Source organism: Rhodoferax mekongensis (genome assembly GCF_032191775.1).
GTDB classification, from domain to species: domain Bacteria; phylum Pseudomonadota; class Gammaproteobacteria; order Burkholderiales; family Burkholderiaceae_C; genus Allorhodoferax; species Allorhodoferax mekongensis.
Genome location: NZ_CP132507.1, coordinates 1,431,207 through 1,448,334, shown reverse-complemented (window position 1 = coordinate 1,448,334; position 17,128 = coordinate 1,431,207). Strand labels below are relative to the sequence as shown.

The 17,128-nt window shown below is 54.7% G+C and carries 16 protein-coding genes; 3 read left to right on the top strand and 13 right to left on the bottom strand.

The annotated features are described in order from the left end of the window. Positions 1-8 precede the first annotated feature (8 nt). The 7 genes from aroB to RAN89_RS07035 are packed head-to-tail and all read right to left on the bottom strand — an operon-like array spanning position 9 to position 6,752. Positions 9-1,115 (bottom strand): 3-dehydroquinate synthase, encoded by a 1,107-nt coding sequence (gene aroB, locus RAN89_RS07065; RefSeq protein WP_313868902.1) that lies wholly within the window; start codon positions 1,113-1,115, stop codon positions 9-11. Between the two features lie 41 nt (positions 1,116-1,156). Next, positions 1,157-1,687, bottom strand: a complete 531-nt coding sequence (locus tag RAN89_RS07060) for a shikimate kinase (RefSeq protein ID WP_313868901.1) — start codon at positions 1,685-1,687, stop codon at positions 1,157-1,159. 28 nt (positions 1,688-1,715) lie between these two features. After that, positions 1,716-3,773, bottom strand: coding sequence for a type IV pilus secretin PilQ (locus RAN89_RS07055; protein WP_313868900.1), 2,058 nt, complete (start codon positions 3,771-3,773; stop codon positions 1,716-1,718). 29 nt (positions 3,774-3,802) lie between these two features. Next, on the bottom strand, positions 3,803-4,345 hold the full coding sequence (locus RAN89_RS07050) for a pilus assembly protein PilP (protein ID WP_313868899.1): 543 nt from the start codon (positions 4,343-4,345) through the stop codon (positions 3,803-3,805). Next, entirely contained in the window at positions 4,342-5,007 is a 666-nt protein-coding gene (locus tag RAN89_RS07045) for a type IV pilus inner membrane component PilO (RefSeq protein ID WP_313868898.1), read from the bottom strand. Before RAN89_RS07045 ends, RAN89_RS07050 begins: the two co-directional genes overlap by 4 nt. Positions 5,008-5,013: 6 nt before the next feature. Further along, positions 5,014-5,676 carry a PilN domain-containing protein gene (locus RAN89_RS07040; protein WP_313868897.1) on the bottom strand — a complete coding sequence of 221 codons (663 nt, stop codon included), beginning with the start codon at positions 5,674-5,676 and terminating at the stop codon, positions 5,014-5,016. Then, positions 5,673-6,752: a pilus assembly protein PilM gene (locus RAN89_RS07035; protein WP_313868896.1), complete on the bottom strand. Its 1,080-nt coding sequence runs from the start codon at positions 6,750-6,752 to the stop codon at positions 5,673-5,675. The genes RAN89_RS07040 and RAN89_RS07035 overlap by 4 nt, the downstream gene beginning before the upstream one ends. Positions 6,753-7,025: 273 nt before the next feature. Between RAN89_RS07035 and RAN89_RS07030 the strand changes: the two genes are divergently transcribed. Next, positions 7,026-9,386, top strand: coding sequence for a penicillin-binding protein 1A (locus tag RAN89_RS07030; protein WP_313868895.1), 2,361 nt, complete (start codon positions 7,026-7,028; stop codon positions 9,384-9,386). Here the strand turns inward: RAN89_RS07030 and cyaY are convergent. Further along, positions 9,383-9,715 (bottom strand): iron donor protein CyaY, encoded by a 333-nt coding sequence (gene cyaY / locus RAN89_RS07025; protein ID WP_313868894.1) that lies wholly within the window; start codon positions 9,713-9,715, stop codon positions 9,383-9,385. The genes RAN89_RS07030 and cyaY overlap by 4 nt on opposite strands. A 12-nt stretch (positions 9,716-9,727) precedes the next feature. Here cyaY and lptM point away from each other — a divergent pair, with 12 nt between their 5' ends. Continuing rightward, positions 9,728-9,910 (top strand): LPS translocon maturation chaperone LptM, encoded by a 183-nt coding sequence (lptM, locus tag RAN89_RS18610; protein ID WP_428984483.1) that lies wholly within the window; start codon positions 9,728-9,730, stop codon positions 9,908-9,910. Next, a complete protein-coding gene (lysA, locus tag RAN89_RS07020) occupies positions 9,907-11,190 on the top strand; it encodes a diaminopimelate decarboxylase (protein WP_313868893.1) in 1,284 nt (427 codons plus the stop codon). The genes lptM and lysA overlap by 4 nt, the downstream gene beginning before the upstream one ends. A gap of 32 nt (positions 11,191-11,222) precedes the next feature. Here the strand turns inward: lysA and RAN89_RS07015 are convergent, their stop codons facing one another. The 5 genes from RAN89_RS07015 to RAN89_RS06995 form a co-directional block, all read right to left on the bottom strand. Beyond that, positions 11,223-11,837, bottom strand: a complete 615-nt coding sequence (locus RAN89_RS07015) for a protein-methionine-sulfoxide reductase heme-binding subunit MsrQ (protein ID WP_313868892.1) — start codon at positions 11,835-11,837, stop codon at positions 11,223-11,225. Positions 11,838-11,852: 15 nt separating this feature from the next. Next, positions 11,853-12,860 carry a protein-methionine-sulfoxide reductase catalytic subunit MsrP gene (gene msrP, locus RAN89_RS07010; RefSeq protein WP_313868891.1) on the bottom strand — a complete coding sequence of 336 codons (1,008 nt, stop codon included), beginning with the start codon at positions 12,858-12,860 and terminating at the stop codon, positions 11,853-11,855. A gap of 45 nt (positions 12,861-12,905) precedes the next feature. Continuing rightward, on the bottom strand, positions 12,906-14,255 hold the full coding sequence (gene ccsB, locus RAN89_RS07005; protein WP_313868890.1) for a c-type cytochrome biogenesis protein CcsB: 1,350 nt from the start codon (positions 14,253-14,255) through the stop codon (positions 12,906-12,908). 3 nt (positions 14,256-14,258) lie between these two features. After that, positions 14,259-16,379, bottom strand: a complete 2,121-nt coding sequence (locus RAN89_RS07000) for a cytochrome c biogenesis protein ResB (protein ID WP_313868889.1) — start codon at positions 16,377-16,379, stop codon at positions 14,259-14,261. A 103-nt stretch (positions 16,380-16,482) separates the two neighbouring features. Beyond that, positions 16,483-17,121 carry a c-type cytochrome gene (locus RAN89_RS06995; RefSeq protein WP_313868888.1) on the bottom strand — a complete coding sequence of 213 codons (639 nt, stop codon included), beginning with the start codon at positions 17,119-17,121 and terminating at the stop codon, positions 16,483-16,485. Positions 17,122-17,128 lie beyond the last annotated feature (7 nt).

Sequence of the window (17,128 nt, the reverse complement as noted above, 5' to 3'; positions counted from 1 at the left end):
GATAGCAATCAGGCGCAACATACATCGATCACTTCACGCACCAAGGCATCAGGCGCTGCTCGCATGACCGCGCGACCAGGGCCGTCAATCAAGACGAACCGGATTTCACCGGCCTCGGACTTCTTGTCATGGCGCATGAGTTCAAGATAGCGACCGGCGTTGTCGGAGGCATCCAAGCTGGGGCCACAGATTGGTAATCCGGCCGATGCAATGATCCGGGTAAGCCGTTCGACAAAGGCTATATCCACCAAGCCCAGGCGCTGTGACAGGTGAGCAGCCATGACCATGCCACAGCCAACGGCCTCGCCGTGCAACCATTCGCCATAACCCAAGCCCGCCTCGATTGCATGCCCGAAGGTGTGGCCGAAATTCAAAATGGCACGCAACCCGGACTCACGCTCATCTTGCCCCACAACCCAGGCCTTCAACTCACAGCTGCGCTTTACTGCGTGCGCTAGCGCCTGCGTATCCAGTCGCACCAAACTCTCCATATGGCTCTCTATCCAAGACAGAAACTCCATATCGGCGATGGGACCGTATTTGATAACTTCCGCCAGTCCAGCGCTGACCTCCCTTGACGGCAGACTTTTCAACGCGTCAAGGTCACACACCACCATTTGGGGTTGGTAAAAGGCACCCACCATGTTTTTGCCAAGTGGATGGTTTATTCCGGTTTTTCCGCCCACTGAGGAGTCCACTTGTGCCAAGAGGGTGGTCGGCACCTGAACAAAAGGCACGCCGCGCATATAGCTTGCGGCGGCGAATCCTGTCATGTCTCCGACGACCCCGCCCCCCAAAGCAAACAAGACAGTTTTTCGATCGCAGGTGTTCTGCAACAGCACATCGAAAATCAAGTTCAAAGTTTCCCAATGCTTGTAGGACTCTCCATCAGGGAGTTCCATGGCCAGCACTTTGGAATATTTTCCAGCAAGAGCGACCTTTAGCTTCTCCGCGTACAACGGGGCCACAGTAGTGTTACTCACAATGACTGCTGTGCTGCCATTCGGCAAGCCAGCGAAGATCTCTGGGTTGCCAATGAGTTCGCCACCGATGTGAATCAGGTAGCTGCGTTCGGCCAATGAAATATTTACGGTTTGGTGCGCCTGAATTGTCATAGCCGCTTAGTTTAGGGCTTTCAGGTGCTGGAATAGTGACGCTAAACGTCAGCGGAAGGAAGCGCCCCTGAAAGCTCAAGCTGCATGACGATCATGTTCACCAAGGTCGCCACTGAGGGACGACCGGTCTCCAATACAAAGTGTGCAGTTTCACGGTACAAAGGATCACGAACTGAAAACAGCTCCCGCATTCGAGACAATGGATCAGCAACCTGGAGCAGTGGTCGACTCACATCGTGCCGGAGGCGACGAAACAACTCTTCGGGTGTGGATTTGAGATAGATCACTTTACCTCGCGAATGCAAATGATGCCGATTGTTCGGTCTTAGGACTGCGCCGCCTCCGGTGGAGAGCACGCAATTCACATCTGCCGAGAGGGTATCAAGAACCTCTTCTTCGATATCGCGAAAACGAGACTCTCCCTCGCGGTCAAAAAACTCACGAATCGAGCAACCGATACGCGCCTCAATGGCGTGATCCGAATCTACGAAAGGGATGCGCAAGCGGCGCGCCAACTGACGCCCCACTGTGGTCTTCCCTGAACCGGGAAGACCAACAAGACTGATACTCAAGTGAGGCCCATCTCAACCAAAGCCAGAGTTACCGGCCAACCACCTTGTCTGCAATGACCTTAGGTGTGATGAACACCAGCATTTCACGCTTGGTGATTTCCTTTGCCCGGTTGCGAAACAAGACGCCCAATCCAGGCAGGTCACCGAAGAATGGAACCTTGGTTTCGCTGTCGGTCGAGCTTTCTGTAAAGATGCCGCCGATAACCACGGTGCCGCCGTTCTCAACCAGTACTTGCGTTTGCACGTGCTTGGTATCAATTGCAAATCCTGCTGGAGTGCTTTGGCCGACAGTGTCTTTGGTCACATCCAAGGTGAGGATGATGTTTCCTTCAGGGGTGATCTGCGGCAGTACTTCCAGTTTCAAGTTAGCCTTCCGGAACGCGATCGAAGTAGCACCGCTAGACGAGGCCACTTGATATGGCAATTCCGTGCCCTGTTCAATCAGCGCCTTGATCTGGTCTGCAGTCACGACTCGAGGACTGGACACCACCTTGCCTTTGCCTTCAGCCTCGAGAGCGGAAATCTCGAGGTTCAAGAACCTGTCCGCGCCAGCGCCAAAAATGGAAACAGCAAATTGTCCAGGGGTACTGGAGCCAAGTGCACCCGTAGACGGGAGATTTACAAAGTTGCCAGAAGTTGTCGCTGCCGAACCCACCACATAACTTGAGCCCAGTGCAAATCCGGGCTTATCGCCGGAAGCAGCTGCAGTGCCGCCTCCACCCAATTTGACACCCAGCGATTTTCCGAAACTATCGGAGGCCTCAACGATTCGCGCCTCGATCAAAACTTGTCGAACAGCAATATCGATCTTTGCAATCAACTGTTGAACTTGCTCCAATTTACTAGGAATATCCGTTACGAATAGTTGATTTGTGCGTGTTTCAAAAATCACGCTCCCTCGAGAACTTAGAATTCGACTTGCAGTAACGCCTTGGCCCGGTCCGGAACCAGCTGCAATCAGGCCCGCCGCAATATCTGCTGCTTTGCCATAATTGATTTGGAATGCTTGGGTACGCAGGGGTTCAAGATTCTGTACTGCAACAACGGTTTCAAGATCTAACTTTTCTTTGGCCGCAATCTCATCCTTCGGGGCAACCCACAGAACATTGCCCGTCTTGCGCATACCTAGGCCCTTAGCCTGCAAAATGATATCCAGTGCTTGATCCCAAGGCACATCTTGCAGTCGCAAGGTTACGGACCCAGATACGGAGTCAGACGTAACGATATTGAAGTTGGTGAAATCAGCAATCACTTGCAGGAGAGACCGCACTTCAATGTTTTGGAAGTTCAAGGAAAGCTTCTGACCGTTGTAACCAACACCCTGCGTCAGCTTCTTGGGATCAACCTTCACTTCCTTGATTTCAACGACGAACTGCTCGTCGCTCTGATAGGCGCTGTGCTCCCAATCTCCTTTGGGTTCGATGACCATCCGGACCCGATCACCCGACTGCGTTGTAGAGACAGTCTTTACTGGGGTTCCAAAGTCCGCGACATCCAGTTTCCGGCGCAAGCCATCAGGCAAACTGGACTTCATGAATTCAACAACCAGTCCTTGGCCTTGCTGACGGATGTCTACCCCCACTTGATTGTTGGGCAAAGTCACCACCACCCGGCCCGAGCCATCGTTACCGCGCCTGAAGTCAATATCCTTCAAAGGCGCTGACACCCTGCTGGTCGTTTCAGAAAACGCATTGACGGGTTTGGCGTTGGCGGACTCTGTGGCTTCCAACGAAACCAGAAGAGATTTCCCCTGGATTTCAGCCTTGTACGCAGCAGCCTGCTTCAAGTTCAAAACTACGCGGGTACGCTCTCCCGCTTGAACCACGCTCACCGACTTCAGGTTGCCTTGGTTTATCTCCACGGTGGAGCGGCCCATAGCGTTGGTCACACCGGGAAAATCCAACGCAATACGTGCAGGCGACTGAATCGCAAATCCCGTTGGAAGTGTAGTGAGCGCCTGAGACAAGTCTATTCTCACCACCTCACTTCCGCCCTGAACGGACCCAGACACGGCTTCGATAGACCCTTGGGCAAAAACCGTATGACCAAGCAACATGGACAATACAAAGCCGATTTGTTTCAACATGCGCATTCCAATTAAATTATTTCGGTTTGTCATTTCGCCCTCTCTTGCAACTCAAGAGTCGCGCTACGCTCTATCCATTCGCCCACTGCATCTTGCACAATTTCCCGTAGCAGAACTTGCGTTTCTGTAATCTTGGTCACCTTGCCGTAGTTCTGCCCCAAGTAACTGCCTAATTTCACCTGATACAGCAAGTTATCAACCTTCACCAAAGCGACCGGTTGCCCCGCTTTTGTGAGATTTCCAACCAGAGACATGGCATCAAGAGGAAAAGCTTCCAGTGGCTCTTTGCGCCTTGCCAACTCAGGAGCCACCAAGGCTCCGTTTGTGACGGCCTGTGAAGACTCCCGTTTTAGCGCTTGAGTCAATTTGACATTACTGAAGGGTTCAATAGCCGCTGTGTTGGTATAAGCCTCGGGCACAAACTGTTTTGGAGCAGGTATCGGAGCAACTTTGGGGCGCGTTTGGTTTCGCTCCTCGACAATCCATTGACGGAGCTCGTCCTCACTGCTCGAACCACAACCGGAGAGCAAAGCACCCAAAGTCAAAGCAAACAAACCCAGAAATCTAATCACTTTTTGGCTCCAGTCGCTTTGCGTTGAGCCTGAACTTCGTCCGGATCCAGATACCTAAAGGTCTTCGCTGTGGCATCCAATGTAAGCGTTCCGTCTTGCCGAGGCCCAAGCGCAAGATTGTTCAAAGTAACAATGCGCGAGAGGTTTGCAATATCCGACGCAAAACTACCTATGTCGTGATACTTGCCCGTGACGCGTATGGTAATGGGAAGTTCAGCGTAATATTCTTTGACTGCAACTTGCCCGGGTCGGAACAATTCGAACTGCAGACTCCGACCCAAACCAGCTTGATTAATATCCGAAAGCAGGGCATCCATTTCTGCCTTGCTCGGCAATTGTTTTTCCAACTGTGTCACATACTGCTGGACCTGCTCACGCTGCTTTTTGAGAACATCAAGATTAACCGCCTTGGTTAACTTGGTTTTGTAATCTTCGCGAAGCTTTACTTCCTTGTCTTGTTCCTGTTGCAAAGCCTCTTGAGATCCTGTAAGCCACGTAAACCAAAGTACAACAACGATCGCAACTGCGGCAAAGACAAACAATGCGTAACGCGGGGCAGACGGCCAGAGTGAAGGATCCTTGGGATCCAAATCACGAAACTGCGATGCCAACTTTTGTTGAATCGCTGCAAAATCAAATGAAGGGTTGAGGCTAGTGGCCATAAATACCTATATCGGAGATTTCGCTTTGGTACCAGAAGCAGCGATAGCCGGACCACTGCTGGGAGGTGCCGCGGCTTCGGCGGTTTTGGCACCCAGCTTTTCAGCCTCACTGGCACGCATCAACTTCACTTTGATGGTGAAGTTGTAAACTCTTTTCTGCTCTTTGGGGGATATGTTCGCTGATCCCGACGTGATTTCAATCAATTCCGGCTTGCTGAACCAGGGGGTGTTATTTGCCAGATTACGAAGCAGTTCGGATACGCGCTCATTAGACTGCGCCACGCCGGTAAGGGATACTTGCTGCTCCAACTGAGTCATCTTGTTGATGTAAACCCCGTCCGGCAGCTGATTTACCAGTTCTGTCATTAAATGCACTGGCAAATTTCTGTCGGACTGCAAATCTTCAACGGCTTGCTGCCGAGCTCTCAATGCAGCGATTTCGGCTTCCAAGCCTGCGATATCTTTAATCTGCCCCTCTAATTTTTTAATTTCGGTCTCCAAGACCAGATTATTCCCTTGCTGCTGGGTAATCGCCGCCTGGTACCACAGGAATATGGTGCCGGCAACAATACCTCCCAGTAGCGCTGACACCCCCAAGGAAACGTTGAATAAATCCTTGCGTCGCTTACGAGCCGCCTCGCGATGAGGCAAAAGGTTAATCAAGATCATTGCGAAAACCTCCGCAATGCCAATCCGCACGAAGTCAAGTAGGACGGCGCTTCCCTTGTCATCCGCTTCAGCCGGACGCCGTCTCCGATTTCCATTCCGTCGAATGGGTTCAATAAACTACAGGGGAAAGTGGTGTGCTGAGTAACCGCATTGGTCAAACCCGGTAACGCTGCAGACCCACCGGCCAGCATGATGTAGTCCACTTTATTATGAGGAGTACTGGTAAAAAAGAATTGCAGGGCTCGACCCAGTTCTTGAACCATGGTGTCAATAAATGACTTCAAAACCGTGGATTCGTAATCATCCGGTAGTTCCCCGCTGCGTTTTTTAGTCTCAGCTTCTTCTTGCGAAAAACCATACTGCCGAACAATAAGTTGCGTCAGTTGCGCGCCACCAAACGCCTGATCACGATCGTACAAGACCTCATCATCCCGCATCACCTGCATGCTGGTGGTCATTGCGCCAATTTCAAAAAGCGCCACGATCAAGCCAGCACCTTTGCTGGGCAGGTTTTCAATGAGCCGACCCGCCGCCAAGCGTGAGGCATAGGACTCCACATCCACAATCACCGGAGTCAGACCGGCGGCCTCTGCCAACCCCTGGATGTCTTGCACTTTTTCACGACGGGATGCGGCGATCAGTACCTCTATATCACCCGCCGACGCTGCACTCGGCCCGATCACACAAAAATCCAAGCTCACCTCATCCAGCGGGAAGGGAATGTATTGATTGGCCTCAGACTCGACCTGCTGCTCAAGCTCCAGGTCAGACATACCACCCGGTAAAATGATCTTTTTAGTGATGACCGCGGAGGGCGGCAGTGCCATCGCCACATTTTTGGTCTTGGTTCCACTCTTTTTGACCAGCTTCCTCACAGCGTCTGCGACTTCGTCGAATTTTTCGACGTTGCCATCCGTAATCCAACCGCGCTCCAATGGTTCGATGGCGCAGCGCTCCAGAACCAGATTGCCGGCTTTGTCTCGCCCCAACTCGACCAACTTTACGCTGGATGAGCTGATGTCCAACCCCAGCATCGGAGCGGGTTGCCGGCTGAATAAAGACCCCAATGAGATCAAAATGGTCCCCTGAAACGGACTGACAACAGGCCAGTCAAACTTAAGAATTCACTTGAATGCTATCAGCAAGAGTATTGAGCGGCAAAGGTTTTTTCACTTTCTGACAATTTATAACGTTGCCAAAAGCAGACGTTAAACGCCACCTTTCGGCTACGATTTCACCTTTGCGGCGTCACTGGCATTTCAGAATGCAGGATGTGGACCGCCATCGATCCCAGCCCACTACCCCTCAACGGTGTCATTTTTATAATGGGCCGAACATCCCTGAGTTCTATGTCAGATCCACAAGACGCCGTCAAAACCACCAAACCCCAAAAACGGCATTGGGCATTGGTCAGTCTCTTTTGGCTTGTGGGGCTCACCGCCGCTGGTGTTGTTTCCGTCCTTGCCTTGGTCGCCCTCGCTCTGGCCATGGCCTACCCCAATCTGCCGGACATCAGCGACCTTTCTGATTACCGCCCCAAGCTGCCTTTGAGAATCTACTCCGCCGAGAGTGACCTCATAGGAGAGTTCGGAGAAGAGAGACGAAAGCTCACCCCCATCAAAGAGATACCCAAAGCCATGACGGATGCGATTCTGGCTGTCGAGGATGCCCGGTTTTATCAGCATGGTGGCGTGGACTACATCGGTGTGATCCGGGCAGGTTTGGCAAACGTGGGGCGCGTCAAAAGTCAGGGGGCATCCACTATCACCATGCAGGTAGCCCGCAACGTCTACCTGACTTCAGAGAAAACATTCACCCGCAAGATTTACGAAATATTGCTCACGTTCAAGCTGGAACATCTGCTGACCAAGGACCAGATTCTCGAGATTTACATGAATCAGATCTTCCTGGGGAATCGGGCTTACGGTTTTGCAGCCGCCGCTGAGACCTACTTCGGGAAACCACTGAAGGACATTTCAATTGCGGAGGCTGCCATGTTGGCGGGACTTCCCAAGGCTCCCTCGGCCTATAACCCGATCAGCAATCCGAAACGCGCGAAAGCACGCCAGCAGTACATCATCGACCGGATGCTGGAAAACGGATTCATCACAGAGGCGGAAGCTGAAGCTGCCCGGAACGAAGAACTCAAAGTGAAGAACGGCCAAGCAGCCAATCCGATTCATGCGGAATACGTGGCAGAGATGGTCAGGCAACTGGTGTTCTCGCAATACGGTGACGAGACATACACACGTGGACTGAATGTCTTCACCACTCTCAAATCGGAACAGCAAATCGCAGCCTATCGCGCGCTTCGGCGAGGCATCATGGACTTTGAGCGTCGTCAGGTTTACCGCGGCCCTGAGAAGTTTCTGGAACTACCCGCAAAGGGCCAGGAACTGGAAGATGCAATTGATGAAGCCTTGGACGAACACCCCGACAACGGAGACGTGATGGCTGCCGTCGTGCTGGAGGCAGACGCAAAGCACATCAAAGCACAGCGTCAAGGTGGAGAGATTGTGGAGATCACTGGTGACGGCCTGAAGCCAGCACAGTCCGGCCTTTCCGACAAAGCGCCCCCTAACATCAAACTGCGTAAAGGAGCGTTAATCCGGGTTGCAAAAACGGCCAAAGGAACTTGGGAAATTACCCAACTACCCGAAGTGGAAGGGGCATTCGTCGCCCTGGATCCCCGTGATGGATCGATCAAAGCCTTGGTCGGCGGCTTTGACTTCAACAAAAACAAATTCAATCACGTCACACAAGCGTGGCGCCAACCCGGCTCCAGCTTCAAACCCTTTATTTACTCTGCAGCCTTGGAGAAGGGTTTTGGTCCGGCAACCGTTGTCAACGACGCGCCGCTATTTTTTGATGCAGGCGTAACCGGCGGTCAGCCTTGGGAACCCAAAAACTACGATGGTACTTTTGAAGGTCCCATGACCCTGCGACGCGGCCTGGCCAAATCCAAGAACATGATTTCCATCCGGGTTCTCAACTCCATAGGCGCACCCTACGCCCAAGAGTGGATCACCCGTTTCGGCTTTGAAGCAGACAAGCACCCTGCGTATCTCACCATGGCTCTGGGTGCCGGCGCGGTGACACCGATACAAATGGCAAGCGCTTACTCTGTGTTTGCAAACGGTGGCTACAGAGTGAACCCATGGCTCATTACCAAAATTAGCGAACAACGTGGCAAAGTGTTGGTAGAAACAGCGCCGCCGGTTTTGGCAGACACAGAGCGTGCCATTGACGAACGCAATGCCTTCATGATGAGCAGCTTTTTGCAGGAAATAACCCGTTCCGGAACTGCTGCGCGTGCACAGGCCACCTTAAAGCGACCAGATTTGTACGGCAAAACCGGCACGACCAACGACTCCATGGACGCGTGGTTCGCTGGCTATCAGCCCACCCTTACGGCCGTCACCTGGATAGGTTACGACACGCCCCGTAAGCTGGGTGACCGCGAAACCGGTGGTGGCCTGAGCCTGCCGGTCTGGATCAGTTTCATGGAAACTGCATTGAAAGGCGTACCTGTTTCAGAGCCCACGGCACCGGAAGGCGTCGTGAGATTGGGAAATGAGTGGTATTACGAGGAATTCATACACGGAGCTGGCGTCAGTACTCTGGGATTGAGTGATAAACCGGAGACACCTGCTGAGGCTCCTGCCGCGGCGGACGAAAAGAAAAAAATCCTCGATCTTTTCAAGAACTAGACAGGTTTGAACACCAATGTCATGCCAGCCTGCTGGCTGGCGTTGGCGCTCAAAGCTGCAAAAAATTCACCCTGCCCTTTGGTGTCCAGCCATTCGGTGCCAGACCATTTGTAATGGTAGCCGCCGGACTTGGCCGCCATCCAGACTTCATGCAGGGGTTTCTGCAAATTCACGATGATCTGTGAGCGATTGGCGAAGGTCAGTGTCACCATGCTCCCGACCCGCTGGTTGTCCACATCAGCATCCGATTCGTCGTTGATGCGATCGCATGACAACTCCAAAGCACGCAACAAAGACTCGGCAAGGCTCATGAATTCTGGGTCGGTCATTACAATTTCACTATGTTGAATCGAACGCGAATTCTAGTCAGAGGCTTGATCCCGCTGACTTGTGTGCTTACTTTGGGGGCATGCGGCCAAACAGGCCCGCTATTTCTGCCCAAAGTTCCACCCAAAGTGTCGCCGGCCAGCAGCACAACGCCCCTTCCCGCCACCAAAGCTTCAGACACCACACCTGCACCATGAGCGCCACTCTTCTACCCGGCCAGCCCCACGTTCATTACGAGAACAGCCAGCTCCACGTGGAGGGCTGCTCGCTGGATGCGTTGTCCATCACCCATGGTACGCCGCTGTTTGTGTATTCCAAGGCCTCCATGCTGGACGCACTCGCGGCCTACCAGCGCGGCTTTGCAGGGCGCAATGCCCGCATCTGCTATGCGATGAAAGCCAACTCTTCCTTGGCCATTCTGCAATTGTTCGCCAAAGCCGGATGCGGCTTCGACATCGTGTCCGAAGGCGAATTAGCGCGCGTCCTGGCTGCCGGCGCAGATGCCAGCAAGGTCATCTTTTCTGGCGTGGGAAAAACACGTGCTGAAATGGCCTGCGCCCTGGAGGCAGGCATCGGCTGCTTTAACGTGGAAAGCGAAGCCGAGATCGATGTCTTGAACGAGGTCGCGCTCGGCATGGGCAAGCAGGCCCCTATCAGCATCCGCGTCAACCCCAACGTCGACCCCAAGACGCACCCCTACATCTCCACCGGTCTCAAAGGCAATAAATTCGGTATCGCGCACGAACGCACGCTGATGACCTACCAGCGGGCTGCGGCGCTGCCCGGCCTGAAGGTCGTGGGTATCGACTGCCACATCGGCTCCCAGATCACGGAAGAAACGCCTTACCTCGACGCCATGGACCGCATGCTGGATCTGGTGGAGTCGATTGAAGCCGCAGGCATCCCCATTCACCACATCGACTTCGGTGGGGGCTTGGGTATCAACTACAACGGAGACACACCTCCGGCAGCCGACGCCCTGTGGCACAAGCTGCTCGGCAAGCTCGACGCACGTGGCTTCGGCCAGCGGCAGCTCATGATTGAGCCCGGGCGCTCCCTGGTAGGTAACGCTGGCGTCTGCGTGACGGAGGTGCTTTACATGAAGCCCGGTGAGCAGAAGAACTTCTGCATCGTGGACGCGGCCATGAACGACCTGCCCCGCCCGGCCATGTACCAGGCCTTTCACTCCATCGTGCCTGTGAAGCAGGCGGCCTCTCAATCATCGGGGGCTGAAGTGTTTGACGTAGTGGGGCCCGTGTGCGAAAGCGGGGACTGGATCGGTCACGACCGCACGCTGCAAGTGCAGTCAGGCGACAAGCTGGCCGTTCTGTCGGCAGGCGCTTACTGCATGAGCATGTCGAGCAACTACAACTCCCGCCCCAAAGCAGCCGAGGTGTTGGTGGACGGTGCGCACAGCCACTTGATCCGTCAACGCGACAGCTTTGCCGACCAGATCCGCGGCGAAAAGCTGCTCTAAACGCTATAAAAAGAATAGCTGCTCGCGCATATTCAACGGGCGCCAGCAGTCCTTTTTATCCAAAAATTCCGGGCACGCCACCCGAGCAAAGCACTCAGAATGGCGGCATACACCGCCACCTCGGCAAAGTTGTTTTTGCCAGCGCGCATCCAGAAGAAGTGGAGGATGGCGAATACAGCAATCGCGTACACACTGCGGTGCAATGCCTGCCACCGCCTTGCCCCCATCGCTTTGATCGCCCGGTTGAAGGAGGTGGCAGCCAAGGCAGTGAGCAACACCATCCCTGCAAATCCGACCAGAATAAATGGCCGCTTTACGATGTCGGCAACGATGTCAGCAATCTCCATCCCCATGTCCAGCCAACTGTAAGCAGCCAAGTGGAGAAGTCCGTAGCAAAAAGTCGACACGCCCACCATGCGGCGAATGCGGGCTAATCCGGTCCAGCCAGTGATGACCCGCAGTGGGGTGATCAACAGCGTCAGGCAAAGCAAACGCAAGGTCCAATCCCCGGTGGATCGAATCAAAGCTTCAGCCGGGTTTGCACCCAACTGATCGGCCACCGCTGCCCATACCAAGTAGGCTACGGGAGCGCAAAGCGCCAAAAGCAGGCACGGTTTGGCACCGCGGTGTAGCAACCACGTATTCATCAACGTCTGCCGGATTTAGAAAAACTTCTTCAAGTCCATGCCGGCATACAACTGACCCACTTGGGCCTCATAGCCGTTGAACATCAAGGTCTTGCGCTTTTTGGCAAACAAGCCATCTTCGCCAATGCGACGCTCGGTGGCCTGGCTCCAACGTGGGTGATCCACGTTCGGGTTGACGTTGGAATAGAAGCCATATTCATTCGCCGCAGCCTTGTTCCAAGCGGTGGCCGGTGGCTTCTCGGTGAAACGGATCTTCACGATGCTCTTGCCGCTCTTGAAACCGTATTTCCATGGCACCACCAAGCGCACCGGAGCCCCGCTCTGGTTCGGCAATATCTCACCGTACATGCCAAAGGTCAGCAAAGTCAGTGGATGCTGGGCTTCATCCAAACGCAGACCCTCCACGTAAGGCCAATCCAGGACTCTGGAACCTACAAAAGGCATGGTTTTGGGGTCTGCCAGCGTCACGAACTCCACATACTTGGCACTCCCCAAAGGCTCGACCTTCTTGATCAGCTCAGCCAGTGAATAGCCCACCCAGGGGATCACCATGGACCAGCCCTCAACGCAACGCAAGCGATAAATCCGCTCTTCCATGGGGCTGAGTTTGAGCAGGTCTTCCATCGCAAACTTGCCCGGTTTTTTGACGAGGCCCTCCACCTCCACCGTCCACGGCGTAGTTTTGAGGGTATGGGCGTTGACCGCAGGGTCCGCCTTGTCGGTACCGAATTCGTAGAAATTGTTGTAGGTGCTGGCGTCTTTGTAGAGCGTGACCTTCTCGGACGTGACCGCCCCGTCTACCGACGTGGCTTTGGTGTTGAGCGCAGCCAGCTTGCCGGGCTTTGCGCCCCACCCTGCACCTTGAGCGATGGCTTTGCGAGAAGCCCAGGTCGCCAAACCTGCGCCTGCGACGCCCGTTGCCATGTGTTTGAGCAGGCGGCGCCGGTCTTGATAGACCACCTGCGGTGTGATTTCGCTGGAAACCGGATGTTCGAACCCGTTAGAGGAGGACTTGATATGCATGGTGACTTCCTTGTTTCCAGTTTGGTCGTGGGAGACCGTGTTTTCTTACAAAGTTCCGTAGCTGTGCAACCCGCTAAGGAACATGTTCACCCCGATAAAGGCGAAGGTGGTGACTGCCAGCCCCGCCAGTGCCCACCAGGCGGCTACCGTGCCACGCAGGCCTTTCATCAGCCGCATATGTAACCAAGCGGCGTAGTTCAGCCAGACGATCAGGGCCCAGGTTTCTTTGGGATCCCAGCTCCAATAGCCACCCCAGGCCTCTGCAGCCCACAAGGCGCCCAGCACGGTAGCGATCGTGAAAAATGCGAATCCGACCGCGATGGACTTGTACATCACGTCGTCCAGCACCTCGAAATCGGGCAACTTGGCTGCGATTGCTTTGCGCCCCAGCAATATGCCGGCGACGATCAAGGCAGAAATGCCGAAGTACATGGCCCAGTAGTCACTCAAGCCGGTGACCGAAGACTTGCGAAACACGATGGGCTCAAAGCACAAGACCACGCCTAAGAGCCAGAGTGGCGCCATCCGGTACCACTTGGTCTCAGACGCTTGCTGCTTGATCAGGTAGGCAAAAGCCACCATCGCGGCCAAAGCAAAGGTACCGTAGCCAATGAAGTTGGCAGGGACGTGCAGTTTCATCCACCAGCTTTTCAAGGCCGGAACCAAAGGCTGGATTTCTTGGGCTTGCCTCTCCACGGTGTACCAGAGCAAGAAACCGACCGCAGCACTCACCACCAGCATGACGAAGGCACCCAGCGCGCGGGTGTTGTATTGCGCCTCGAAATACAAGTAAAACACCGCTGTCATCCAGCAGAACATCACAAATACTTCGTAGAGGTTACTCACCGGAATGTGGCCGATATCTGCACCCAGCAGATAGCTCTCGTACCAACGCACCATGGTGCCGATGAGTGCCATAGTCACCGCGGCCCATACCAAGCGGGAAGCGACCAGCTCCAAACCGTCAGCCCGCCCCTTGGCGAACACACCAATCCAATAGAAGAGCGTCGCCATAAAAAACAACATGCTCATCCACAATATCGCCGACTGGCTGGACAAGAAGTACTTCAGCCAGAACACCGTCTCTGCGCGTGCAAGGTCGTTCTGGTAAGTGTTAATTCCTAGCAAAGAGAAAGCGGCAACCACCAGCATAAGTCGTTGCAGTGGCTTCCAAAGCCATCCCAGCCAGATGGCAGCAGGCATGGCCCCCAACAAGATGCCTTTTTCGTACACGTCCATGGCGGACTGGTATTGCACAAAGGCAAACACACCGCCTGCAATGACCAGCACTGCAAACAGCCATTCCCACACCGAGCGCTTGAAATAGCTGGCGTTCAATTCCAAGGTCACCGACCCATCGGTACCTACTGTTTCGTTGGCGGGTAGTGCGCTCATTTCTTATTCCTTCCAGGCTAACAGGCGACGTTTCAGGTGGTCGAACTCTTTGTCGCCATCCATGGTTTTTCTGTTGGTCGACAGGGCCATCGTGGCCGCAGTCACGCCGGAGCCTGTTTCTGCAGGTTCCAACCATATCCACAAACGGCGCTCACGCACATACAACATGGCAAAGACCCCGAGAATCAAGAGTGCACACCCCAGATACACCACGGTCTTGCCCGGCGCCCGGGCCACCTGAAACACGCTGGCCTGGACTTGCGTGAAATCGGTCAACGAGAGCACGAATGGCGCCGGGTACAGAGGCACATCACTCAGGGCCAGCACGGCTTGGGTCATGAAGGTCTGCGTCGCGGCATCAGCAGGCAAGGGCTTTAACCCCGCTTTTTCACGGCTGAGTTGAGCCAGCTCATAAAGGACACCATTCAATATGCGCACCAATACTTCGCCGGCCTTGTTGCGCTCGGTTTCCGGCACATTCCCCTCAATAAAGTCAGAAATCGCTTGTAAACCTGCAGTCGACTTGTCTGTGCCGGCAAACAAGGTCAACGCGCGATTCGCCGAGCCGGCGAGCTGCTCCACCAAGTCCGGACGCTTGGAGTCGATTGCTTTGGTCGCATAGCGCCTGACTGCTTCCTTGCGCAGGTCAGTGTCTGCCAAGGCACGGCTCAAACGCAGGAATCCATCCATGCTGCCATCCGCATCGGCAGGGACCCGGAGATAACGGAATGGTTCCGCAGGGCTCTCCCGCATCCCCAGCAAGAACACCGACGTGCCATCACCCAGATCCACCGGCAGCATGTAGTTGTTAAATTCCCGCGCCTGTCCCGCATTGTCACGAAGCTTGTAGCTGAAGCTTGGGCCGACATTGCGCAGGCTCTTGTTCTCTTTGTGTTTGTTGGCAGCGCCCAGCTGGGCATCTACCGCCGAGCGCAAGTCCACACCTCGCACATCCGTTTTGGCACCGGCATCCGCAGACAGGTTTTCAACGTTGATCACGCGCAGCCCCGTGTATTCCACCGTCAAGTCATCTGTATTGCCGCTGTCGCGGCTGGCAATGGCGCTGCTGCCCCCCACAATACCCTGCAGGTCAAACGCAGCACCTGCGGCACGCAGAGGTTGTGCTTTGAACTTCAGGGCCGAACCACCGTCATCAAAACTGGACTGGTAAATTTCAACGCCCTTGTAGCTCGCCGGATGATTCACTTCCACGCGGGCAGGGATCTTTTCTCCAGTGGCTTTATCGTGAATGACGATGTCACTGGCAAACAGCTTGGGCATGCCGGTGGAGTAGTACTCCACAATGAATTTTTTGAGCTCTACTGCGAAGGGGAGCTCCTGCAACAGAATGCCGTCGGACTGGCTCAGGATGGCAGTGCTGGACTGGGTCCCTTCCGCCACCATCAGGTTACCCCGGAATGTCGGGTTGCGTTCGCTCAGGCGGTGCTCAGGCGGTACATCCGCAATCATCCCGCCGCCCTTGAAAGGAACTTTGCCGGCAAACAGCATTTGCGCACGCACCACCAGATCACCATCCAGCAAGCCCCCCAGGCACACCAGCACGATGGCACTGTGGGCAGCGATGTATCCCAGTTTGTTGGCAGCGCCCGCTTTGGCGGCCAACATCCACCCAGTGCCCTTGGAAGTCTCGCGGGACTGGAGCTTGACCTTCCAGCCACCACCTGCCAGCAAGCCTCCCAAACGACGGGCGGCTGCCTCCGGCGACTCTTGCAGCTGCGCCTGCGCCTTGTGTCCGAAAGCCTTCAGACTTTGCTCCCGGATGTTTTCCTTGTAGGAGCGCAGATCCGCTAGGATTTTGGGGGTGTTGCGAGCTACGCAGAGCGAAGTGCTCACCACCAGAAACGCCAGAATCAGCAAAAACCACCAAGCGCTGTACACATTGAACAAACTGGCGCGCTGAAACACTTCGGCCCAAAACGGGCCGAACTGGTTGACGTAGTTCCCCACCGGTTCATGCTGTTTGAGAACAGTTCCGATGATCGAAGCAATGCAAATCACCGTCAAAAGTGAGATGGCAAACCGCATGGAGGACAGCAGTTCCACGGTGGCACGCCAGGCCCGGGAACCGACATGGAGCTCAATGCCTTGGGTTGAAACAGTCATGGGGAGGTCATCAAAAAAAAGCGGGCCATCAAGTTGATGGTCCCGCCTGTTGGGTTGTCTGCGCTCTCTTTGGTTCCCTCAAGAACCCCAGAAAGCCGACGTCTTAACGCAGCCCGGCGATGTAGTCGGCCACTGCCTTGATTTCGCGGTCATTCAGCTTCGCAGCCACTTGTGTCATTTGCAGGTTGTTCTTGCGGACTCCGTCGCGGAATGCTGTCAGTTGGGCCACGGTGTAATCAGCATGCTGGCCGCTCAAGCGGGGGTATTGGGAGGGAATACCGGCTCCGTTCGGGCTGTGGCAACCGGCACAGGCAGCGACCTGACGGTCTGCAATGCCACCACGGTAAATCCGCTCACCCAAAGTCACGAGCTCTTTGTCTTTCGCGAAGCCGGGCTTGGCTTTCTTGCTGGTCACCCAGTAGGCAATGTTTTTCATGTCCTCGTCACTCAACGCAGACGCAAAGCCTTTCATGACCGCGTTGTTGCGTTTGTCGGACTTGAATTCCTGCAGTTGCTTCACCAGGTATTCGGGGTGCTGTTGGGCCAGCTTGGGGTAGGCGGGCGTACCGGAGTTGCCGTCGGCGCCGTGACAAGCGGCGCAGACGGCGCCATAGCTTGCCTCACCCTTGGCCAGATCGGGCTTTGCAACTGCAGCAGCCTCTTTTTTCGGCTCTTCCGCAAAGGAAGAAACAGCGAGCGTAGCCACGGAGGCTGCGAAGATCAATTGAGCAATCAACTTCATAGGGATG